17 protein-coding genes are annotated in these 20,374 nt (G+C 62.1%); 7 read left to right on the top strand and 10 right to left on the bottom strand.

All coding sequences use genetic code 11. The features are described 5' to 3' along the window. Window positions 1-30: 30 nt before the first annotated feature. The 7 genes from B5V02_RS41395 to B5V02_RS03120 all read right to left on the bottom strand — a co-directional run bounded on the left by B5V02_RS41395 (window position 31) and on the right by B5V02_RS03120 (window position 5,177). Window positions 31-486 carry a class I adenylate-forming enzyme family protein gene (locus B5V02_RS41395; RefSeq protein WP_208647037.1) on the bottom strand — a complete coding sequence of 152 codons (456 nt, stop codon included), beginning with the start codon at window positions 484-486 and terminating at the stop codon, window positions 31-33. Window positions 487-504: 18 nt separating this feature from the next. Next, on the bottom strand, window positions 505-1,593 hold the full coding sequence (locus tag B5V02_RS03145; protein ID WP_208647036.1) for a class I adenylate-forming enzyme family protein: 1,089 nt from the start codon (window positions 1,591-1,593) through the stop codon (window positions 505-507). A gap of 159 nt (window positions 1,594-1,752) precedes the next feature. After that, window positions 1,753-2,472 (bottom strand): gamma-glutamylcyclotransferase, encoded by a 720-nt coding sequence (locus tag B5V02_RS03140; RefSeq protein WP_111542789.1) that lies wholly within the window; start codon window positions 2,470-2,472, stop codon window positions 1,753-1,755. Window positions 2,473-2,783: 311 nt separating this feature from the next. Then, window positions 2,784-3,209 (bottom strand): hypothetical protein, encoded by a 426-nt coding sequence (locus B5V02_RS03135; protein WP_111542788.1) that lies wholly within the window; start codon window positions 3,207-3,209, stop codon window positions 2,784-2,786. Beyond that, entirely contained in the window at window positions 3,206-4,537 is a 1,332-nt protein-coding gene (locus B5V02_RS03130) for a recombinase family protein (protein WP_245445655.1), read from the bottom strand. Before B5V02_RS03130 ends, B5V02_RS03135 begins: the two co-directional genes overlap by 4 nt. Further along, window positions 4,534-4,980 (bottom strand): DUF2924 domain-containing protein, encoded by a 447-nt coding sequence (locus B5V02_RS03125; RefSeq protein ID WP_111542787.1) that lies wholly within the window; start codon window positions 4,978-4,980, stop codon window positions 4,534-4,536. Before B5V02_RS03125 ends, B5V02_RS03130 begins: the two co-directional genes overlap by 4 nt. Continuing rightward, entirely contained in the window at window positions 4,977-5,177 is a 201-nt protein-coding gene (locus tag B5V02_RS03120; RefSeq protein ID WP_111543701.1) for a hypothetical protein, read from the bottom strand. Before B5V02_RS03120 ends, B5V02_RS03125 begins: the two co-directional genes overlap by 4 nt. Window positions 5,178-5,351: 174 nt before the next feature. On the opposite strand from B5V02_RS03120, the gene B5V02_RS03115 reads away from it, so the two are divergent. The 5 genes from B5V02_RS03115 (at window position 5,352) to B5V02_RS03090 (ending at window position 10,023) form a co-directional block, all read left to right on the top strand. After that, window positions 5,352-6,251 carry a hypothetical protein gene (locus B5V02_RS03115; RefSeq protein ID WP_146606012.1) on the top strand — a complete coding sequence of 300 codons (900 nt, stop codon included), beginning with the start codon at window positions 5,352-5,354 and terminating at the stop codon, window positions 6,249-6,251. 649 nt (window positions 6,252-6,900) lie between these two features. Next, window positions 6,901-7,236, top strand: coding sequence for a hypothetical protein (locus B5V02_RS03105; RefSeq protein WP_111542784.1), 336 nt, complete (start codon window positions 6,901-6,903; stop codon window positions 7,234-7,236). Further along, entirely contained in the window at window positions 7,233-8,135 is a 903-nt protein-coding gene (locus B5V02_RS03100; protein ID WP_111542783.1) for a hypothetical protein, read from the top strand. The genes B5V02_RS03105 and B5V02_RS03100 overlap by 4 nt, the downstream gene beginning before the upstream one ends. Continuing rightward, a complete protein-coding gene (locus tag B5V02_RS03095; protein ID WP_111542782.1) occupies window positions 8,132-9,046 on the top strand; it encodes a DUF7146 domain-containing protein in 915 nt (304 codons plus the stop codon). Before B5V02_RS03100 ends, B5V02_RS03095 begins: the two co-directional genes overlap by 4 nt. After that, window positions 9,043-10,023, top strand: a complete 981-nt coding sequence (locus B5V02_RS03090) for an AAA family ATPase (protein ID WP_146606011.1) — start codon at window positions 9,043-9,045, stop codon at window positions 10,021-10,023. Before B5V02_RS03095 ends, B5V02_RS03090 begins: the two co-directional genes overlap by 4 nt. A 182-nt stretch (window positions 10,024-10,205) precedes the next feature. On the opposite strand, the gene B5V02_RS03085 is transcribed toward B5V02_RS03090, so the two are convergent. The 3 genes from B5V02_RS03085 to B5V02_RS03075 form a co-directional block, all read right to left on the bottom strand. Next, window positions 10,206-10,766, bottom strand: a complete 561-nt coding sequence (locus B5V02_RS03085; RefSeq protein ID WP_111543699.1) for an EF-hand domain-containing protein — start codon at window positions 10,764-10,766, stop codon at window positions 10,206-10,208. Window positions 10,767-11,146: 380 nt separating this feature from the next. Then, a complete protein-coding gene (locus B5V02_RS03080) occupies window positions 11,147-12,172 on the bottom strand; it encodes an exonuclease domain-containing protein (RefSeq protein WP_167458355.1) in 1,026 nt (341 codons plus the stop codon). Window positions 12,173-12,597: 425 nt separating this feature from the next. Beyond that, the gene (locus B5V02_RS03075) at window positions 12,598-14,370 is read right to left on the bottom strand and encodes an adenylate/guanylate cyclase domain-containing protein (RefSeq protein WP_111542780.1); all 1,773 of its coding nucleotides are present in this window, start codon (window positions 14,368-14,370) and stop codon (window positions 12,598-12,600) included. Window positions 14,371-14,635: 265 nt separating this feature from the next. On the opposite strand from B5V02_RS03075, the gene B5V02_RS03070 reads away from it, so the two are divergent. Together B5V02_RS03070 and B5V02_RS03060 are read left to right on the top strand one after the other, a co-directional pair. Beyond that, window positions 14,636-17,755 carry an ATP-binding protein gene (locus B5V02_RS03070; RefSeq protein WP_167458354.1) on the top strand — a complete coding sequence of 1,040 codons (3,120 nt, stop codon included), beginning with the start codon at window positions 14,636-14,638 and terminating at the stop codon, window positions 17,753-17,755. 1,326 nt (window positions 17,756-19,081) lie between these two features. Then, window positions 19,082-20,344, top strand: a complete 1,263-nt coding sequence (locus B5V02_RS03060) for a site-specific DNA-methyltransferase (protein WP_111542778.1) — start codon at window positions 19,082-19,084, stop codon at window positions 20,342-20,344. Window positions 20,345-20,374 lie beyond the last annotated feature (30 nt).

The following is a 20,374-nucleotide window of genomic DNA, read 5'->3' as shown; positions in this document are numbered from 1 at the left end:
AACGACTTGATCGCGTCCAGGAGCAGTCACCTATCCCACCGACTTTTCTCCGGCAATCAGTTGCTCTGCGAGTGGTGCCAGCGTCGCCTTCAGGATCTTGCCGGTCGGGCTGGCCGGAATCCTGTCGAGAATGAATATATGTTGCGGTCGCTTGTAGGCCGCAAGCCGGTCGCGAGCATGATCGCGCAGGGTGGTGGCCTGGAGACGCGAACCAACCCTGGCTTCGACGAATGCGATTACCTCCTCGTTGCCGTCAGCCTTACGACCGATGACAGCGCATTGAATGACATCGGGATGGGCATTGAGTGCTGTTTCAACTTCGGCTGGATAGACGTTGAAGCCGGAGCGGATAATGAGTTCCTTGAGGCGACCAACGATGAAGAGGTAGCCATCCTTGTCCCGACGACCCAGGTCTCCGGTCCGAAACCAGCCATCGCCAACCACGGCGGCGCGGGTTGCCAGATCGTCCCGATAGTAGCCTTGCATGAGATTTGGGCCCCTGATTCAGCTCTCTCCGATCTGGCCGTCGGGAACGTCCATGCCATCGGGCCCCACAAAGCGAACGTCGACGCCCGGTAGCGGCAGACCGATCGAGTCGTCGTCGCGCGGTGAATCGACACGCGTGATCGCCACGTTGCACGAACACTCCGTCAAGCCATAACCATTGTTGAGCGGCAGGCCGAAGTACCGCTCGATAGAGCGCTTCCAATCGATGTCCAGGGGCGAACCGCCAGCGGAAATGTAGCGAAGGCCCGGCGCGCGCAACCGCTGACCGGTACTCTCGATATGCTCAAGCAGCTTTGCATACATCGCGGGCACGCCCTGCAGGACGGTGATCCCGGACTGAAGCGAATCCGCGAGCCGGGCGGCATCGAATCGCGGAACCAGCGTGATCCGCGCACCGGCGTTGAGAGTACAGAGCAGGACGGAGGCCAGACCAAATACATGTGCGATCGGCACAAGTTGAATGACGTGATCGCTACGGCCAATTCGGCGCAGGCGGCCCGAGACGGAGGCCGTGAAGAGCAGGTTTCGATGGGTCAGCATCACGCCCTTGGGATCGCCCGTTGTTCCCGATGTGTAGATCATGGCGGCAACCTGGAACGCGCCGGATGATTTGACTGGCTCGGGTGTGGCCGGGAGTCCGGCAACGATGCGGACCGCGCCCGCGATGGTCATCACACTTGTCCCGGCACCGTAGCGGTCGGCATGAGCAGCCGCCTCCTGTGAGACCGTATGGGTAAACGCAATTGCTCGCGGCTGCGAATGCTGGCAGATGCGATCAATCTCGACGGGCGCGAGGCGCGCATTGACCAGGACAGCCCAGGCGTCCAGCCGGCTGGCAGCAAACAGAGCCGCGACCGTCACCGCCGAATTCTCGTTCACGATCAGAACACGGTCGCCGCCACGGACACCGGCGTCTGCCAGTGCAGCGGCCATCGCCGAGACACCGTCACGCAACGCTGCATAGTTCAGGGTCTGGCCATCATGATCGATCAGAGCCGGTGCACCGGGCGTCTCCGCAGCCCAACGATCGACAAGATGATGGATACGCTCCGGCAGCTCCGTCAGGTCGATCGCACCCTCATCCATCTAATCCACTCGCTGGCCGGTTGGCGACAATGAATACTGGGTCGGTTGTCGTCGTCGTCAGACTAGGCTCAACTCCCGTACAACTCCCCAATTCTCCACTCGCAAGCAGGCTTCGGTCGACAGCGCACTGGTCAGCAGCCGACATGAACGATGCTGAAATCATAGCGCCGGTGTTGCAACAACTTCGGAATGAGCGGCAATCCGCGCAGCAACCAGCTCCTGGAGACGCCACAGGTTTCGGTCGTGGACACCTAGGTTCTCTAGTTGTTTGACCGTGTTCATAAGATACTCTGCGCCCGAACCCCAATGACCGACCGCCCTCGAGAGAACCGCCGCTGTTTCCTCCATTGAAAAACTTCCGCTGTAATAGGGACTGGATCGTACGACTGAAAAAACAATGGCCCGGCGCTGTTGGCTACCTGATTGCACTGTAACCCAGCGTGGCCGATTGGTCGGGTGCTCCTTCGATGTTGTTTCGCGCCGCAGCAGTTGATCAAACCGAGCTCGTGCCGTCTTCGCCGCTAGACGCTGGACCACGGCACGGCACGAACCGCCACGGTCGAGTGCCATCATCAGACCCGGATTCTCAGGTGTGCCTCGCCAGCGTGAGATGCGAATGCAAAACTTTCGATGCCACCCATTCAGCAGTGCAATCTCTTGACCGTCGATCTCGCATTCGGGTCTCCACATCAGCGAACCATATGCAAAGATCCACAAGTCGTCGTGAGGTGGGTGGTCTTTCAGTATCTCGTCCGCTAGGCGCTCATAGTCCTCCTCTTCCATTGGCACAAAGCCGGGGTTAGGGCCCGTATCGGGAATTGACCGATGGACCAGAGCAACCAATTCAGGCGTCAGTTTCATACGGCGATTGACAGCCATCCTGGCCAGCCCCTCTTGCGGATGAACTTTTCGTCTAAAGGTTAGTGTACCACAGCTTGCTCGCCTCGACATGTGGGGCACCTCCGACGCCATCCGCCGTTCATTTTCCCAACGGGGTCCCATGGCTGATCCTGGGGCGCGAAACAGCGCATTCGTTCTCGAGAGTCGAACGACTGCTCTTGGCGCACCCACGACCTCCAGTGAGGTCGTCACTAACGTCCGCTTTTAGGCAGTGGCACAGCTAGCTTTAATGACTGAGATGCGGCGCATTGCTGCCATTCGTAGCGCGCACTATGAAGGTCGCCGTTGGGTCAGAGCCAGACCTTCACAAACCAGCAGGCATTGCGCCGTTGGCGCTCCCACTCAACGGGAAACCCGCGCATCAGCGGCTGCAATTGCATCGTCGGAGGCTGTCGCCCGTCGAGGATTGCCTCAACCAGATCCGGCGCCAAGAGCGTCAGTCGAAGCATGTGGGAAACGAACGATCGGTCGAGTTTCAAAGCCGCTGCGAGTTCGCTGATCGTCGCATGCTGCCCTGAGTCCAGCTCATGCTGCCAGTGGAATGCCTGGACAAGGGCTCTCAGCAGCGTGTTGTCGATGCGCGGTCGCGACAGGCCCCAAGGCTCTGCTCCAGCCGGGGAGACGACAAGTTTACGACCGCCACGCTTGCGGATCGCCATCGGAATGGAGACGGTCAGCAAGGTGCCGTCGCGGCTGATCTCGCGGCTGTTCTTCATGCTGCCCTGTCCAGGCTTGGTCGTTCCCGAAGCTCCGCTATGACGCTGGCTATGCCCTCGGTGCGAAGGCGGATAGAGATGCCCTCTACATCGACGTCGATGCGCTCGACTACCAACTGGATGATGCGCGCCTGCTCGGCGGGAAAGAGTTCTCCCCAAAGAGCATCGAACTGAACCAGTGCGTCGCGCACCTCGGTCTCGCTGATCTCGTCGCTGTTGTTGCGCGCGGCCGCCCAGGTCTTCACAATCATCTCTGGCGAGCGGAGCAGGACGCGGACCTGATCGATGACAGCGGCCTCGATCTCGCCGGCAGGCAGGCGCCGTACCGAGCAGGTTTCCGGCCCAAGCTTTTGCACGCTGGTGGTGACGTAGTAGCGGTAGAGACGACCTTTCTTACGCGTGTGTGCCGGCGTCATGGCATAGCCGCTGGGAGCAAAGATCAGCCCCTTGAGCAAGGCGGGCGTCTGCCTGCGGCTCTGTCCTGCCCGCTTGCTCGGGCTTTCCGCTACAATCGAGCGAACCTTGTCCCAGAGATCTTGTGGCACGATCGGCTGGTGCTCGCCGGGATAACTCGTGCCCTTGTGGACGGCGTCGCCGATATACACCCGGTTGCTGAGTAGCTTGTAGAGCAGGCCTTTGTCGAAGGCCTTCCCATTCTTGCGCCTGAGGCCCTCCGCATTCAGGATTCGCGCCAAAATGGTCGCGGAACCTACCTGCAGGAATCGCTCGAAGATCATGCGAATGATGGCTGCCTCTTCATCATGGATGAGAAGCTTCCGGTTCTCGACCCGATAGCCGAGGGGGACGTTGCCGCCCATCCACATGCCCTTGCGCCGAGACGCTGCGAACTTGTCCCTGATGCGCTCGCCGATGACCTCACGCTCGAACTGGGCGAAGGACAGCAGGATGTTCAGCGTCAGTCTGCCCATGGAGGTGGTCGTATTGAATGACTGGGTAACTGACACGAAGGTGACGTCGTTGGCGTCGAACACATCGACCAGCTTGGAAAAATCCATCAGCGAGCGAGACAGCCGGTCGATCTTGTAGACAACGACCACGTCGACTAGTCCAGATTCAACATCGCGCAGCAGCCGCTTCAGGCCGGGCCGCTCCAACGTGGCGCCTGAGATGCCGCCATCGTCGTAGCGATCTGGCACTAGCACCCAGCCCTCCGCCCGCTGGCTGACCACATAGGCCTCGCAGGACTCGCGCTGGGCGTCCAACGAGCTAAATTCCATGTCGAGGCCCTCTTCCGAGGACTTGCGCGTATAGACGGCGCAGCGCAGCTTTCGCACCAACGACTTTTTCTCGGGTGCATGCGTGTTCACTGGCCTTTGCCCCTCTGGCTCTTCAGACCGAAGAAGATCAGGCCGTTCCAGCGCGTGCCAGTGATCGCGCGGGCGATTGCCGAGAGCGATTTATAGGGCCTGCCATCATATTCGTAGCCGTCGGCCAGCACCGTCGCGCAATGCTCGCCCCCCTGCCATTCGCGCATCAGCCTGGTGCCGGCGATAGGTCGGTTATCGGAGCGAATTCCGCGCCCACCCGAGCGGGGTTCCAGATCTTCGGCCAGGATGGCCAGCCGCTTCAGCGTCTCCTGCTTCAGCCCGCCATAGGCGAGTTCCTGCACCCGGTAGGCCAGCCTGCTCTCGAGGAACTTGCGATTGTAGGGCGGCGGCTCCGCGGCAAACAGGTCGCGCCACATCCCCTTCAGGGCAACGATGTCCATCGTCTTGATAGCTGCCAGCCTGCCGATCACCGCGTCCGTCATGCCCCATTCTCCACCGGTTCGAGTTCGGCTGCATGACCGCTCTGGTTGGCGGTGAAGTCCACGAAACTATTCTCCCGCTCGACAGATATTCTCGTTGACTGTCGTGCCTGCAGACGTCTCACGCCGACAGCCAGGATGGTCGCGAGTTCAGCCAGGCGCTCTGCGGCTGTCATTCGTTCTGGAGAAAGAGCGTTCATGCTGTGCGCCGCCGCTGTTTGGAAACGGAGGTAAGCGCGTCTGTTTGAGAAGAACAGCAAGTTCAGAGACTTACGGAACAGTCTCTAAAAAGAAAGTATCCCAGCGAAAGGATTCGAAAACCATAAGACCCGGATTCCAATGATGCCGCGCAGCCGGCTGGCTAACCTGACCCGGTGAGCGATTCGCGCGCACTATTTAGTCTTGGGAACGGCCTGCCCGGAGATGCGCTCCCGCTGCCGGAGGCCGCGAAACGCTTTGTCCCGAACGACCTCTGGGAAACCTATGCAAGCGCGGACAAGCACCGCGCTTCGTTTCCCCAACGCACTGTCAGATATTCCACCTGGATGGAGGGAGAGGAGGCGGCTGCAAAAAATCGCCCGGCCGTTCAGGCGCGTGAAGCCCAGGCGGCGAAAGACAGCGCGTGGCTCACCATTCAACGGGTCTTCCAGACAAGGCTGCTCGAGGGCGTCCTGATCGCCTATGTCAGACGCGATTTCCCTTTTGGAAAATGGGATCCGCTCCCACCTGACTCATGGCGGGCGCTCCGTATCACTGACTGGCGCCGAGGAACAGCGGAGGGTGGAGGGGTGAGATTGACAGACCTTCGTATCGCCCCGGGGTTCCCGAGTGCTAGTAAGGAATTTGCTGCCCAGCTGGTCAACGCAGGAGAAACTTCCGCCTCGACACCCGCAGCTGTCTCGCATGCTGGACGCCAGCTGCAACTGACGATCGATGTCCGGACCTCGAAGATTAAGATCAAAGGTGTGGGCGAGCTGACCGGCGCCCACTACCGGCTTGTCGCAGTGCTTGCCGAAACAGCAAAACAGGACATCTTCGAACTTCTCCCACCAGAAGAGCATCGCTTTGTGAAGGTGCAGCAGCTGACGAAGCGATTGAAGATGGGCGATGAGAGCGTCTATCGAGGAGTGAGCAAGTGTCGCAGGGCATTCGGGGATATGGCCACCGCGGCGTTCGGCGAGCCCGTCTCCAAAGAACTCTTGATTGAGAACTTGCGAAGGCACGGGTTCCGACTCAACCCGAACATCCGCTTCATCGCTCCGAAGAGCGACTGACCCGGTCAACCATATTCCGTTAGACGGACGACCATGCTCCACGCAAACAAGGCTGATCTTGTTGGGTTTTTTCCGGCGAAATGGCCATGTCTATCTTTCCGGCCACCCATAATCCCAGGTGAGCCCATCTGGCAAAATCTTCGCGTCAGTACCCCATGTGCAGCCGAACGGCAGCACGCCAGGACGTGAAGGAGCCGCTACATGCCGGATCAAACGACTGCTTCTCGGCAGGAGAAGACGATACGCCACCTTAATCAGGTAGACCTCTCTCGGCGCTGGAGCCTCAGCCCGCGGACCCTGGAAAGGTGGAGGTGGTTGGGCCAGGGGCCGAGCTTCCTCAAGGTGGGCGGCCGTGTCGTCTACCGCCTTGAAGACATTGAGGCTTTCGAAGCACGCGGCCTCCATTTCATCGAGAAGGACCGCCCCTGATGGCTCGCGCCCACGAACGCGGCCGACTCGGGAGGGAGCTATGCCTTCTTCGCAGGGTTTCGCTGCAACGCGCAGAACCGACTTTGTTTGCGACGTGGTTCGCCATTCTTCGGCAGCGTGGCGGAGCGAAGGAGTTCGTAATGCGCGCTGCTCCGCTACTCGGTACGCCAGGCCTACAGGAGCCATCTCGGTTCGGCTCCCATAGAAAAGGCTGGAAGCGATGAACATCACACAGCGCGAAATTCCGACGGCGGTCTCAGAACCGGACTTCTGCAGTTGGCTGCAAACAGCCGCCCCTGGCAACGCTATCGAATACCACCGCGGCTTTCTCATACTCGATGCCGCCCAGCCATGCCGAGGGAAGCTTGCCCTGCAGAGACAACAGGAGCTTATCCAGCTGCGCCACCTCGCCTACTGGGCAGCCGAACAGGAGCTGGTGCTTCTGGTCCAGCGGCGGCTGGCGCCGGACACGTTCTCCTATTTGGCCGTAAGACGCGTCCGCCGTGACCGATGTGGCAATGCGCCGGCCCACCTTGCTTTGGCGATCGCGACATGAACGCCGACAGTAGAAAACCGTTTTACCGTGCGGGCACGATAAAACGCGATCGCCGCACGAAAGCCCGCCTCGATGTTCTCGACGAGCAGATCCTGGACGTGCTGCGCGAGGACCATCCACAGAGCGTTCGCCATGTCTTCTACCGGATGACCGATCCGCGGCTTGACGAGCCGGTCGAGAAAACCGACCGCGGCTACCGCCATGTCCAGGACCGGATGGTGAAGCTGCGCCGCGCCGGCAGGTTGCCGTTCAGTTGGGTGACGGACACGACCCGTCGCGGCTACCACACGCCGACCTACAGCGACGAGGCGCATTTCCTCCAGGCGATGAAGGGATTCTACCGCGCCGATCTCTGGCAGCATTCCGACTGCTACTGCGAGGTCTGGACGGAGTCGCGCTCGATCGCCGGCGTCATCGAGGACGACTGTCGCGAGCTCGCCGTCAGCCTTTATCCTGCCGGCGGCTTCTCCAGCATCACGCTTGCCTACCAGTCGGCGGAAACCATCAACGTCTACAGCGCCGGGCGGCAGGCCGTGATCTTCTACATCGGCGACTACGACCCCGCAGGTGTGCTCATCGACGTCGCGCTCGAACGCGAACTTCGCCAGCATTTGTCGCCGACGGTAGAGCTGGTGTTCAAAAGGCTGGGCATCACCGAAGAGCAGATCGCCAGGTTCGATCTGCCGGGCAAACCGCGCAAGGAAACGGACCGCCGTTCCCTGCACATCATGGAGACGGTCGAGGCTGAGGCGATGCCCGCCGGCATCCTACGCAGCATCCTCAGAACCGAGATTGAGAATCTGCTGCCACCCGACGCGCTTGCCGTTGCCAGAGTTGAAGAGCAATCGGCACAGGATTACTTCGCGCGGCTTGCCGAGATTACGGCAGGCGCATCATGATGGCCGCCGCAGTTGCAAAAGTGCTCGGCGGCGACGTTATCGGCCCGTGCCGCATCGTTGCACCAGGCCCGGGCCACTCGCGCGCAGACAGGTCGATGTCGGTCATGCTCGATTCTGACGCCGCCGACGGTTTCCGGGTCAACAGTTTTGCCGACGACGACTGGCGCATCTGCCGTGATCATGTCCGGCAAATGCTCGGCATTCCGGATAGCGAACACCACCGTCTGAACGCACAATTGTCCCGCCCGTGGCCGGCGACCACCCCCGCGTCCGACAGCTCTCGCATCGATATCGCACACAGGCTGTGGCGGGAGGCGGTGCCGATAGAAGGCACACTCGCGGCAGTCTACCTGCTCGATCGCGGGCTCGGGCTCGCCGATGAAGTCCTGGACGGCCACGCCCTCCGGTTTCACGGTGCCTGCCCTTTCCGGCTTCAGGACAAAACCGCTGTGCGGCTGCCGTCAATGCTGGCTGCGATGGTCGACATCCGCACGAATGAGCTCTGCGGCGTACACAGGACCGCCCTGAAGCCAGACGGAAGCGGTAAAGCCAATGTCCCCGGTCTCGGCAACGCCAAGAAGATGCTGGGGCGGGCCGCAGGCGCCTGCGTGAAGCTTTCCGCGGACGAGGACGTGAGCATCGGCCTCCATGTCGCCGAGGGGATCGAGACCACCCTCGCCTGCATGGCCATGGGCTTCCGACCGATGTGGGTGGCTTTGTCGGCAGGCGGAATTGCGAAGTTCCCCGTGCTTGCCGGTATCGAAGCTCTGACTGTCTTCACCGACCACGACGACACCGGGATAGCCGCAGCTGCCGAGTGTGCGAACCTCTGGGACGGCGCCGGCAAAGACGTGACCAGAATCATACCGGCGCTCGAAGGTTCGGATTTCGCGGACGGGCAACGGCGATGACTATTTCGCCGGAACAAGCCCTTGAAGCCATCAATGCAACACTGGTTGTTGGAGCGCCGGCCACCGATGTTATGCAGCGCCGCCCTGCCCTCAAGTGGTTCGCCTCGGACGAATTCACATCGATGAAGCTCAAGCCGCGTGACTTCATCCTTGAGCCAATCATTCGTACAGGAAGCCTGGCCATGTTGTCGGCGTTCCGAGGCGTCGGTAAAACTCAGGTAGCAATTGGCATCGCACATGCCGCCGCGACCGGAGGCTCATTCTTGAATTGGAGGGCGCCGGTGCCTCGTGATGTGCTCTATGTCGACGGCGAAATGCCGGGCGCAGACCTGCAGGAGCGGCTTCGCATGTTCAGCCAGGTCAGCTCTGGGCGCCTGCGGATCTTGCCAATGGACGAGCAGGAGATCGGTGTCAGTCTCAATCTTTCGCAGGCGGAGTCACAAGAGCGGTTGGAAGCCATTCTCGGCCCAACAGAACTACTCATTCTCGACAACCGCTCCACGCTGACGAGCGGCGGCCGCGAAAATGAGGCCGAAAGCTGGGACACGATGCAATCCTGGCAACTAAGGCTCCGCCGCCGAGGCATCAGCGTTCTTTTGATCGAGCATGAAGGCCGCGGTGGAAATCCGCGTGGCACAAGCAAGCGGGAAGACGTCCTAGACACACTCATCACATTGAAGCACCCGGACGACTACAAGATTGAGGATGGAGCCCGCTTCGAGGTTCACTTGGGCAAGGCGCGCGGCGTGTTCGGCGAGGCCGCAAGGCCCTTCGAGGCAAAGCTGGAAGTTCATAGCGGAGAGGCGTTGTGGACGATGAAGGATCTTCAAGATGTCGAGGCTGATCTCGTCATGACCATGACGCGCGACGGAGAAAGCGTACGTGACATCGCCGCAGCAACCGGTTTGAGCAGATCGAAGGTCAATCGCATTCAGGCACGGTTGAAAGCAATTCAGCCGTCGAGCAACAAGCCGTAAATTGCAGCTGTCCCACTGTCCCACGCCCTAGACAGTGGGACAGTGGGACAGCCGCGCGTCGATGCTGCGGGCTATAAGGGAGGAACGTCTTCGGCGACCTCGCAACGATGACGATGCCGACCAGGGACACGAGGAACAGTGTCTAATCACGATCGTGCCGGCTGGCGTGAGCCCTCCCGAGTCTACTCCGCCCCCTCGTTGCCGGCTCCATGGAAGAAGGATTGGATTTCCTCCATGTCGACGCTGCCATCGCCGTTCTCATCGACGGCGTTGAATATTCGTCCGACGAAATCCTTGACCTCGGTCTGCGAAAGCGCGCCATCGCCGTCGGCGTCGACTATGGCAAACATTATTCGCATCTTTGCGCCATGCATCATCTTGGCTCCCATACCGCCGTGGCCTCCGGTCATCCGCCGCCCTTCAGGCGGGCCCATTCTGTAGTCCCGATGCCAGCGGTCGCCACCGCGCCGCTCTGCTCGGGGACCGCGATCCTCCTGCATTTTTTCCTGAAGCATCTCACCCATCATCTGGCGCATCATTTCACGCATAGAGTCTTGGGTTTGTCCGGTCCCTTCGGGCGACTGTTCGGGACCATGATCCTGTGCCTTTACTGCGGGCACAGGTGTTCCGCTCGACTCGGCCAGCGCGGGCGAGCCCAACATGATCAACACGGCGGCAACTGCCGCGGTTTTGCTCGGAAGGGTCATGGTGTCCTCCTGTGGGTGAATGGCTACGCCGATCATGTCGGCATCCAAGCAAACCCGCAGCTGACCTCCTGGTTCCTGCCGAGTTTCGCAATGGTCTCGATCGAGCGCAAACATGCAAATTATTCGCGCTGACGTGAAAAAGAGCAGCGATTGCAGGGAGCTCGAAGCAGCGCTTGGAAACGGCGATGACTGCGCTCCTGGATCATGAGCGCATCAGAACTCAAGAAGTTGGGCCTCCTTCGAAACGACGCCACTTCCTCGTTTTGAACACGTGAGTCGGTCCTCCGAGGTCAGACGTCCAGCCAGCGGCCGGTTCCACAACATAGGACATGTGGACCAGTCCAGGTGCCAAATCTGTTTGGCGAAGTGGTACTCGATTTCGTGGATAGTTTGGCGGCTTAACGACGCGCCCCTGCCTAGCTGGTAGACCTCACTGTGTTCCTGAACGCATCCGTAATCCTGGCGATCGCAATCCGCTCGGCTTCGCTGATCGTTCCATCTGCCTGTGCGGTGGCCCGCAGCCGTGGCATGAAGGACGCACGGGAAATCTCATTGGCAGCAATGATCTCTGCAGCAGCGTCGATGGAAGAGTCGTCGGTCAGAAGTGTCATCAGGTCGGCGATCACGTCGATTTTTTCATTTTCGGACAACATTATCTCGCGCGCGAGTGCCTCGGCCTCCACGACCTCCATAAGCACCGATATTTCGCTATCGACTAAGCCGTCCGACTTGGCGAGATAGAGCATCAAGGTTCCAAGAGGGGATAGATCTTTGACCAGTCCAGCGAGCAGGGGGGTGAGCGCAGGTTTCGCGGTTCCCTTTGATCTTTTGGATCTTCGAGGGAGAGGGCCTTCTGGCCGGGGTGGAGGCACTTTAAAGTTTGACAGCGGCATTGCCGGGGTACCGATAATCGCGCGAGGCAACCCATTGAGCCAACAGTAGACCTGCATCGCCATCCAGGCGTCTTCAAACGCGCCGTGGATTCGGCCAGCCCGAGCAAGACCCATTTGTGAAAGAATTGCGTTTAAGCCGGACCGGCCACCAACTTGCTCACGGTACGTCCGCATTGTGCAGAAGTACTCGAGTTCCGGAAGCGGCATTCCAGCGAGGTCGAATTCCTGCTCGATGAAGCGCCGATCAAATTCGACATTGTGAGCGATGACGCAAGGAGAGTCCGAAAAAAGCTTGCTCAATGCGTGTGCGTGGACGTTGAAAGTATCCTGATGGCGAAGTGTCCAATCGTCATAGCCGTGAACTGCTTCGGCGCGCGGATGGCTCTTCTTACCCGGATCAAAGATCAGATGGGCCGCTTGGATGGGATAGGTCTCGGCAACAATATCCTGGGAGTCAACAGCGATCAGGCCAAGGCTCACCACGCGATCGGAGCTAAAAAAGCCCGTCGTTTCGACATCAACGAAAAGCAGACGGTTTGGCAGTTGCATTTTGTTCCCCAGCAAGAACATCGCGCAGCATAGGCTCTGACGCAAGCTCCTGGTCACACGCGGTGTCGGCTGCTTCCTGACATTCAGTCAGGGTCGGCTTCTGACCCAAAGGCGCCCTGGTTTGCTGCTTGGTGAACGGCAGCTCCGCGCCTCATATCGGCCATTGAGGCGAGCTCTGCCGCCGCCTGAAAGCAGACATTCCCGTCGACCACCAGGGAGGTCGCAGTTGCGCAATCTCCGGACGTTCGTCTGGAGCCGGATCATGATCGCTATGCGTCGAGGAACTGTCCTTTGCCCGCTAGCGGCTGCCTGCACGAATGCGCCATGAGCACGTCTCGCACAATCTGAGGCGAACCAGAGACCAGGCGGCGTGCTTTTGTGGAGCTGCACGGAAGCTGTGGACGATTGCCGGCGATGGAATGCAATCACTCGGTGAGGCCAGCTTTGCGCAGGCCGTCCACAATGCGCTCGAAATCGGCAGGGTTCTTGTAGGGCAGGACTTTGCGCCTGTGCTCCAGGGAATAATCGGGATTGATCCGGAACACTTCCTCCCACTCCCCGCGCGCCTCCGCGAAGCGGCCCAAGTGACCATAGCTCGCCGCCAGCAACACACGTGAGATGTCGGTGGCTGGATTGCGGACAAGCCGTCGCTTCAGGATGACAACGGCCTCCTCGTACCTGCCCACCTGGAACATCGCCTGCGCGTGGAAGTGCAGAAAAATGTCCGGATAATATGGGTTCAGGGCCATTGCCCGCTCGAAACAGACGAGGGCCTCGTCGGACCTGCCCGCATAGTGCAGCGCGTTGCCGAGACTCTCGTGGCCCTCGACAAGATTGGGAGCAAGCGCGATCACGCGTTCAGCCTCGCGGATGGCCACGTCAAACTGTCGCAGGTACACGTTGACGATGCCCAGCGCCCAATGTGCGTACGGATATCGATCGTCGAGCGCGACCGCCCGCGTCGCAGCCTCGATCGCCTGTTCCAGCGATTTCGACGGTGCTTGGCTCCACTGGTTGACGTACGCCAGCCCGTGCGTGACGGCGAGGAACGCGTGGGCCGGGGCGAATTTCGGGTCCAGATCGATGGCGCGTTGCAACAGTTGCCGGCCCTGAATGTTCTGCTCTCTCGTCAGCCGCCACATCTGTTCACGGCCCCGCAGGAAGCAGTCATACGCTTCCAGATTTTGGGTCTGCTCGGTCGCGAGCCGCTGCTGGTCCCCGGCCGTCAGCTTGAGTTCCAGAGCGCCGACGATCTGCTGCGTGACGTCATCCTGCACCGCGAAGATATCGGTCAGGTCGCGATCGAAACGCTCCGCCCACTGATGCCCGCCAGTGGTCGCATCGATGAGCTGCGCGGTGATCCTCACCTTGTTCCCTGATTTGCGGACGCTTCCTTCCAGCACGTAGCGCACGTTGAGGCTATGGCCCACCTCCTGCACGTTCACGTTCCGGCCCTTGAAGGTAAACGACGAGTTGCGAGCGATGACAAACAGCTGCGCCAGCTTCGACAGAGCGGTGATGATATCTTCGGAGATGCCGTCGGCGAAGTACTCCTGCTCGGCATCGCCGCTCATGTTGGCGAAGGGCAGCACGGCAATCGAGAGCTCCGGCGGCAATGCGGCCGGCGCACGAGCAACGGCGCCGGCGGTCACTGCTGGCTTTGCCTGCGCGGCGGCGCCGACCTGGAGCGAATAGATTCGGATCGGCTCGGCGATGTTCTTGAGCTGCGTGTTGCCGAGATCGCTGACGGAGAGATCGAGCCTCGCCCTGACCTGGCGATAGGCGTCCTCGGACAGGCAAATGGCGCCGGGGGCCGCGATACCCTCGAGACGCGAGGCGATGTTGACGCCGTCGCCCATCAGGTCGCCATCGCTTTCCTCTACTACGTCCCCCAGATGGATGCCGATCCGGAACTCGATGCGCCGATCCTGCTGAACTCCGGCATTGCGCTCGACCATGCCGTTCTGCACCTCGATGGCGCAGCGCACTGCATCGACAACGCTGCGGAATTCGACCAGCGCTCCGTCTCCGGTGCGCTTGATGACACGGCCGTTGTGCACGGCGATGGTTGGATCGATCAGGTCGCTGCGCAGTGCCCGCAACCTTGCCAGGGTGCGATCTTCGTCCTCGCTGGCGAGCCGGCTGTATCCGACTACGTCCGCGGCCAGAATTGCGGCCAGCTTGCGATTCTCGCTCATTGAGCCGTCCCTCATCTCCACGATAGCAGGAAGACAGAGACAAGGGGAACTTCTGCTCGGAGCGATCTCGGCTGAGATCAAGTCGGTCTTGGTTCATGGAAACGCAGCCGACGTGCTGCCCCAAGAAATGACCGCTCTGACGGGCGTTCAGGGGACCAGCGATGAGGGCAGTTTACCCGGCGACGGCACCCCACGGCTGGGGTACAATGCGGGTAGGCCGAGAGGAAACCTTGGCAGCCTGATCGTTCAGGAGAAAGGAGTCGAGATGTCTGAACAGATCGACGGCCACCCGGGCAGCCCCTCCGCTCGCCCTGCGACGTTCCCGAGTTCCACTCCCCTGCCCTCCGGGGTCGTCACGTTCCTCCTCAGTGATGTCGAGGGATCGACCCGCCTGTGGGAGGACGACGAAGACACGATGGGCGCGGCGATCGCCCGTCACTACGAGTTACTCGATGCCGCCATCACCCTCCACGGCGGGGTACGGCCGGTGGAGCAGGGCGAGGGCGACAGCGTGGTGGGGGCCTTCGCTCAGCCCTCCGATGCGGTCGCCGCCGCCCTCCACGCGCAGCGCACCTTTGGTGACGAGCAATGGCCCGGAGGCCAAGTGCTGCGGATTCGGATCGCCTTGCACACCGGTGAGGCCCAGCTGCGGGGCAACGACTACTACGTGGGGCGGACGGTGATCCGCTGCGCCCGCCTGCGGGCGGTCGCCCACGGCGGCCAGACCGTTCTCTCCGGCGCCACCCGCGACCTGGTCGCCGACCGCCTTCCGGACGACGCCGACCTGCGTGACCTCGGCTCGCACCGCCTGAAGGACCTCGGGGCTCCGGAGCGGGTTTGGCAGCTCTGCCATCCCGACCTGGCCGACGAGTTCCCGCCGCTGCGCTCCCTCAATGCCTTCGCCAACAACCTCCCGACCCAGCTCACGTCCTTCGTCGGCCGCGACGCCGAGCTCGCCGAGCTGCGAACGGTTCTGGAAGCGGACCGGCTCGTGACCCTCACAGGTGCCGGCGGCGCGGGCAAGACGCGCCTGGCTGTCCATGCCGCCGCCGATGTCGCCGAACGCCATCCGGACGGGGTGCGGTGGGTCGAGCTTGCACCGGTGTCGTCGCCCGACGCCGTGCCCTACGCCGTGCTTCGCACCTTCGGGTTCGTCGAGGAGGAGGACCGCCCGCCGACCCAGACGCTGTGCGAGCAGCTGGCCGGCTCCGACGCCCTGGTCGTACTGGACAACGCCGAGCACGTCCTCGAACCCTGCGCCCAGCTGGCCCAGGCATTGCTGGGGGCGGCGCCGAAGCTGCGGATCCTTGTCACCAGCCGCGAGCCGTTGGGGGTTCCCGGGGAGTTGACGTGGCGGGTGCCGTCCCTCGATGACGCCGCCGCCACCCGGTTGTTCTCGGAACGGGCCTCCCAGGTACGTCCGGGGTTTCAGGTCGAGGGCTCCGAAGGCACTGCGGTAGCTCAGATCTGCCGGCGTCTGGACGGGCTGCCCCTGGCCATCGAGCTGGCCGCCGCCCGGGTGCGCATGATGCCCCCGGCCCGCATCGCCGCCGCCCTCGACGACCGGTTCCGCCTTCTCACTGGCGGGAGCCGCACCGTCTTGCCCCACCAGCAGACGCTGGAGACCTCCGTGGCGTGGAGTCACGACCTCCTCGACGACGCCGAACGAGCGATGCTGCGCCGCTTGTCGGTGTTCGCCGGTGGGTTCACCCTCGACGCTGCCGAGCACGTGTGCACCGGCGACGTGGTGGATCGCTACGCGGTCCTCGACCTCCTCACCCGCCTCGTAGACAAATCCCTTGTTCAAGCCGACGTCGATGACCCGGACGGACGCTACTGGCTGCTGGAGACCATCAAGTTCTTCGCCCGAGCCCGTTTGGCGGAGTCAGGGGAGACGGACCCGATCCAGGAACAGCATCGGGACTACTTCCTGGCCCTGGCGGAGCAGGCGGAGCCCGAGCTGGTCAAGGCGGATGGCCTGGCCTGGCTCGACCGGCTCCAGCGGGAGTGGGACAACCTCAGCGCCGCCGCCGACTGGTGCGAGGCCACCGCTGCCCACCAGCCCTTCCTCCGCCTGGTCACCGCCCTCACCCTGTTCTTCGAACTCCGTTCCCACCTCGCCGCCGGCGGACGGTGGTTCGCACGGGCGCTCACCCACGACGAGGGCCCCTCGGCCTTGCGGGCCCGGGCCCTGTGGGGCGCGGCCCATGTGGCGCTGTACGGTGGGGACTTCGAAGCCTTAGGGCGCTACGCCCCGGCGGCTCTGGCCATGGCGGAGGAGGTCGGCGACGAGGCGGCCAAGTGCCGGGCCCTCAACACCAACGGCGTGGTGGCCATTTGGCTGAGCGGCGAAGTCGATCAGGGTCGGGCGGCGATAGAGCACAGCGTCACCCTCAGCCGCCAGCTAAAGGACAACTGGGCCCTGTGCAACGGGCTCAAGTTCGCCACCATTTCGAGGATGGTCGAGGAGGACTACGTCGGCCTCGCCCCGTTGCTAGCCGATTTCAAGGCGGTGTCCGAGGCGCTGAGTAACCGGTTCTTCATGGCCTGGTACCACACCACCGTGGGCTGGGTGGCCATGCACCGGGGCGATTTCGCTCTGGCAGAGCAGGAGATGGAGCTGGCCCTGGCGGAGGACAAGGAACTGGGCGGAGCCGCCACCGCCGGGATTGTGGTCGCCCAGCTGGGCGAGATCGAGGCCCAGACCGGCCGCTACGAGGCCGCCCAGTCCCGGCTGGTGCCCTTCCTGGGGCGGGTGGCCGCCACTGGTGACTACCTCGGGGCGCCATGGGGGGTGCCGGCGCTAGCCCGCCTCCTGATCGGCCAGGGGGCTGCGGCAGATGCCGTCGACATGATCGTCGGGTTCGTCGATTTGTTGCGCCCCCTCGGGATGCCCCTGAACGTCTCCGAGGGCCTCAACGCTCTCGGGGCCGCCCACCTCGCACTCGGCAACGAAGCTGCGGCGGCGGAAGCCCTCGCCGACGCCAAGGCCCAGGCCGCATCTATCAGCAACCCCTGGCTGGGGGGGCAGGCCACCTATCTCCTGGGCGAGCTCGCCCGCCGCCGCGGCGAGTTGGACGAGGCCGAGCGCCTCCACCACGATGCGCTGAGCATGCGGGCGTCAAGCGGCCTGCGGCCCGGGGTGGCAGAATCACTCGAGGCGCTGGCCGGCCTGGCAGTGCAACACGACAGGTGTGCGGAAGCCGCCCGCCTCTTCGGCGCCGCCTCGACGCTGCGGGACCAGATGGGCCTGGCTCGCTGGCCGGTCCAGATGGCCGGTTACGACAGCGATGTGACCAATACCCGGAAGGCTCTCGGCGAGGACGCCTTCGCCGCCGCCTGGGCCGAAGGTGCCGCGCTCTCCGTCGACGCCGCCGTGGCGTAGTTGCCGCGAGCCCCGCCACTCGGCGGCGCTGAGATAACAGGAGTCGGCAGCGAAAACCTGCCCTTTCAAATCCGACTACGGCCGATCCTAGGACGTCGGCGGACGTTCAAACATTTGCGGGCAATAACCGAGATGTTCAAACCTTCGCATTCGCGAACGTCGGGGTTGCGCCCAGTTCCTGACCTTCATGTTATCGCAGGCAAACGTCTCGAATGGGTCCAGTTCACCTCGATGCACGCAGGACGCCTGAAAAGTCCGCTTCTTAAGATGCGATCCTCGAAGCTGCCGGTCCGCTCTCGGCCAGTCCCGGTCGTTCAGAAATGCACGTCCGAACGGCTACTGCTGGCGCTTTCCTGACCTCCTGTCTGTAGACGCCTTGGGTCAGTCCGCGACCTTTGTGACGGCCATGCAAAGGGCCTGAAGGTAGCGCACGCGTTTGCGATAATATCTCGGAGCTGCTTCAGCTCGGCGGCGGAACTATCCGGTGGGGGCGGGACTCGGAAGTCCTTACCCGACGTGATCACCCACGTCTTCCAGGTTCCCGCGTCCGGCTCTATCAGGTTGTTGGACTGCGCCAAGGCGCATGTCGCGGACAGAAAGATGGCCAAACAAACGGTGCTTAGTGAACGAAGCATGTTGTCCTCCCGGATCTGTGGCCGAGTGTACCCGCCAGGCTAGAAGCCTGAGCTGATACCGACAGAGGTTCGGGTAGCCGTTTCGAGCGTTTTGCCAGACTGCCCCGAGAGACCTCGCCGCACGTCAATGCCCATGACATGCAGAGCGCCGGCCATTGCATTCAACATTGCACTTGTGGTCTGAACGCTGGGCATCAAGTGACCTGAATGCCTAGCATTATGATACACCTTCGCTGCCTCCCTCACTAGATATACTCCGCGATCGGATGGCTCAATCAGCCCCCTGGTCGTCCTTCCTGGCATTTGCGAGCGAAGACCTGCGCAAACAAAGGAACTGGCGCGAAACAATGTCATGATTCCAAGGGATTGGCGTATCTGATAGGCTCTGATCATTGACAAGAGCGGGTCAACACCTGAGGGGCGCAACGGGTCCTTCCGGGGGGATGAAGCCATGCCGGAGGGCGCAGCGCTGAGGTTCGCCAGCGTCAGGCATATTTTTTTGGGAAGCCACCCGGAGTCCAAATCCAGAGCCAGGTCCACGTAAGCCTTTGATCAAGCGTACAGAGTTGAAAGTGCCGCCGAATCCCGGTTGGACCCGGAGTCCAGTTCGGATCCAGATGGGTCCACCGACAGATCCATCGCCGAGTCCAGCAGCAGAGTCCGGAAGCCACATCCTCTTCGAGGAGAGAGCATGCCTGTCCAGTTCGCACCGGAAGCCATCGAGCACTGGCCGATCGAGCGGCTGAGGCCATATGCCGGGAACGCCAAGACGCATGCGCCGGACCAGGTGGCGAAGATCGCGGCAAGCATGGCGGAGTTTGGTTGGACGGTGCCGGTCCTGGTGTCTGCCGAAGGTGAGGTGATCGCAGGTCATGGCCGCATCCTAGCTGCCGGGGAACTGGGTCTGCCGGAGGTGCCGGTGATCATTCTCGATCATCTGAGCGAAGCGCAGCGGCGTGCCTACCGTATTGCCGACAACAAGCTGACGGAGCTGGGCGGGTGGGATGATGCCCTGCTCTCTCAGGAGCTTCATGCGCTGAATGGCGACGGCTTCGACTTGAGCCTCACTGGGCTCGACGAGGCGGAACTCGACCGGCTGATGGGCGAGCTTGGCGACGAAGCCGAAGGCCCTGCCGGTGAAGATGAGATCCCCGAGCCGCCGGTCGATCCGGTCACCTCCCTTGGCGATCTGTGGGTGCTCGGAAGGCACCGGCTGCTGTGCGGCGATGCCACGGTCGCGGCAGATGTCGAACGGCTGCTCTCGGGAGCGGTGCCGCATCTCATGGTGACCGATCCACCCTTCGGGGTGAACTACGATCCTTCCTGGAGGAAAGAAGCTGGCGTCTCGACCAGCAGCCGCACCGGCAAGGTCGCCAATGACGATCGTGCGGACTGGCGCGAGGCCTGGTCGCTGTTTCCCGGTGATGTGGCCTATGTCTGGCATGCCGGTGTCCATGCCTCGACGGTAGCCGACAGCCTGGTTTCTTCCGGCTTCGGCATCCGCTCCCAGATCATCTGGGCCAAGCCTCGCCTGGTGCTGAGCCGTGGCCATTATCACTGGCAGCATGAGCCCTGCTGGTATGCGGTCAGGGAGGGCGCGACCGGACACTGGCAGGGGGCGCGCGACCAGTCCACCATCTGGATGATCGGCAACGGCGACCAAGGTGAGGACGACGCCACGGTTCACGGCACGCAGAAGCCAGTCGAATGCATGCGGCGGCCGATGCTGAACAACAGCGCCACCGGCTCGTCAGTGTACGAGCCCTTCTCCGGCAGTGGCACCACCATCATTGCCGCCGAGACCACCGGCCGCTCGTGCTTCGCCATGGAACTCGATCCGCGTTACTGCGATGTCGCGGTGGATCGATGGCAGAACTTCACTGGGCGCAAAGCAGCTCTGGAAGCCAGTGGTCTCGACGTCGCCGATGTTCATTCCGGCCGATCCGCGGCCTGACCTTCTTTGGCGGGCATAAGCAAGAGAGGC

It is taken from the genome of Mesorhizobium kowhaii (assembly GCF_003253745.1).
In the GTDB taxonomy this organism is placed as follows: Bacteria; Pseudomonadota; Alphaproteobacteria; order Rhizobiales; family Rhizobiaceae; genus Mesorhizobium; species Mesorhizobium kowhaii.
Note: the sequence above shows the minus strand (reverse complement) of the source record. Positions and strands in the feature narration are given on the sequence as shown.

Bases quoted from the DNA above. Each gene is read 5' to 3' on its own strand.
- B5V02_RS03135 (WP_111542788.1), bottom strand. From the start codon at position 3,209: ATGAAGAACAGCCGCGAGATCAGCCGCGACGGCACCTTGCTGACCGTC.
- B5V02_RS03140 (WP_111542789.1), bottom strand. From the start codon at position 2,472: ATGGCTGTCAATCGCCGTATGAAACTGACGCCTGAATTGGTTGCTCTG.
- B5V02_RS03105 (WP_111542784.1), top strand. From the start codon at position 6,901: ATGAACATCACACAGCGCGAAATTCCGACGGCGGTCTCAGAACCGGAC.
- B5V02_RS03060 (WP_111542778.1), top strand. From the start codon at position 19,082: ATGCCTGTCCAGTTCGCACCGGAAGCCATCGAGCACTGGCCGATCGAG.
- B5V02_RS03075 (WP_111542780.1), bottom strand. From the start codon at position 14,370: ATGAGCGAGAATCGCAAGCTGGCCGCAATTCTGGCCGCGGACGTAGTC.
- B5V02_RS03085 (WP_111543699.1), bottom strand. From the start codon at position 10,766: ATGATCGGCGTAGCCATTCACCCACAGGAGGACACCATGACCCTTCCG.
- B5V02_RS03080 (WP_167458355.1), bottom strand. From the start codon at position 12,172: ATGCAACTGCCAAACCGTCTGCTTTTCGTTGATGTCGAAACGACGGGC.
- B5V02_RS03120 (WP_111543701.1), bottom strand. From the start codon at position 5,177: ATGAACGCTCTTTCTCCAGAACGAATGACAGCCGCAGAGCGCCTGGCT.
- B5V02_RS03125 (WP_111542787.1), bottom strand. From the start codon at position 4,980: ATGACGGACGCGGTGATCGGCAGGCTGGCAGCTATCAAGACGATGGAC.
- B5V02_RS41395 (WP_208647037.1), bottom strand. From the start codon at position 486: ATGCAAGGCTACTATCGGGACGATCTGGCAACCCGCGCCGCCGTGGTT.
- B5V02_RS03095 (WP_111542782.1), top strand. From the start codon at position 8,132: ATGATGGCCGCCGCAGTTGCAAAAGTGCTCGGCGGCGACGTTATCGGC.
- B5V02_RS03100 (WP_111542783.1), top strand. From the start codon at position 7,233: ATGAACGCCGACAGTAGAAAACCGTTTTACCGTGCGGGCACGATAAAA.
- B5V02_RS03145 (WP_208647036.1), bottom strand. From the start codon at position 1,593: ATGGATGAGGGTGCGATCGACCTGACGGAGCTGCCGGAGCGTATCCAT.
- B5V02_RS03070 (WP_167458354.1), top strand. From the start codon at position 14,636: ATGTCTGAACAGATCGACGGCCACCCGGGCAGCCCCTCCGCTCGCCCT.
- B5V02_RS03090 (WP_146606011.1), top strand. From the start codon at position 9,043: ATGACTATTTCGCCGGAACAAGCCCTTGAAGCCATCAATGCAACACTG.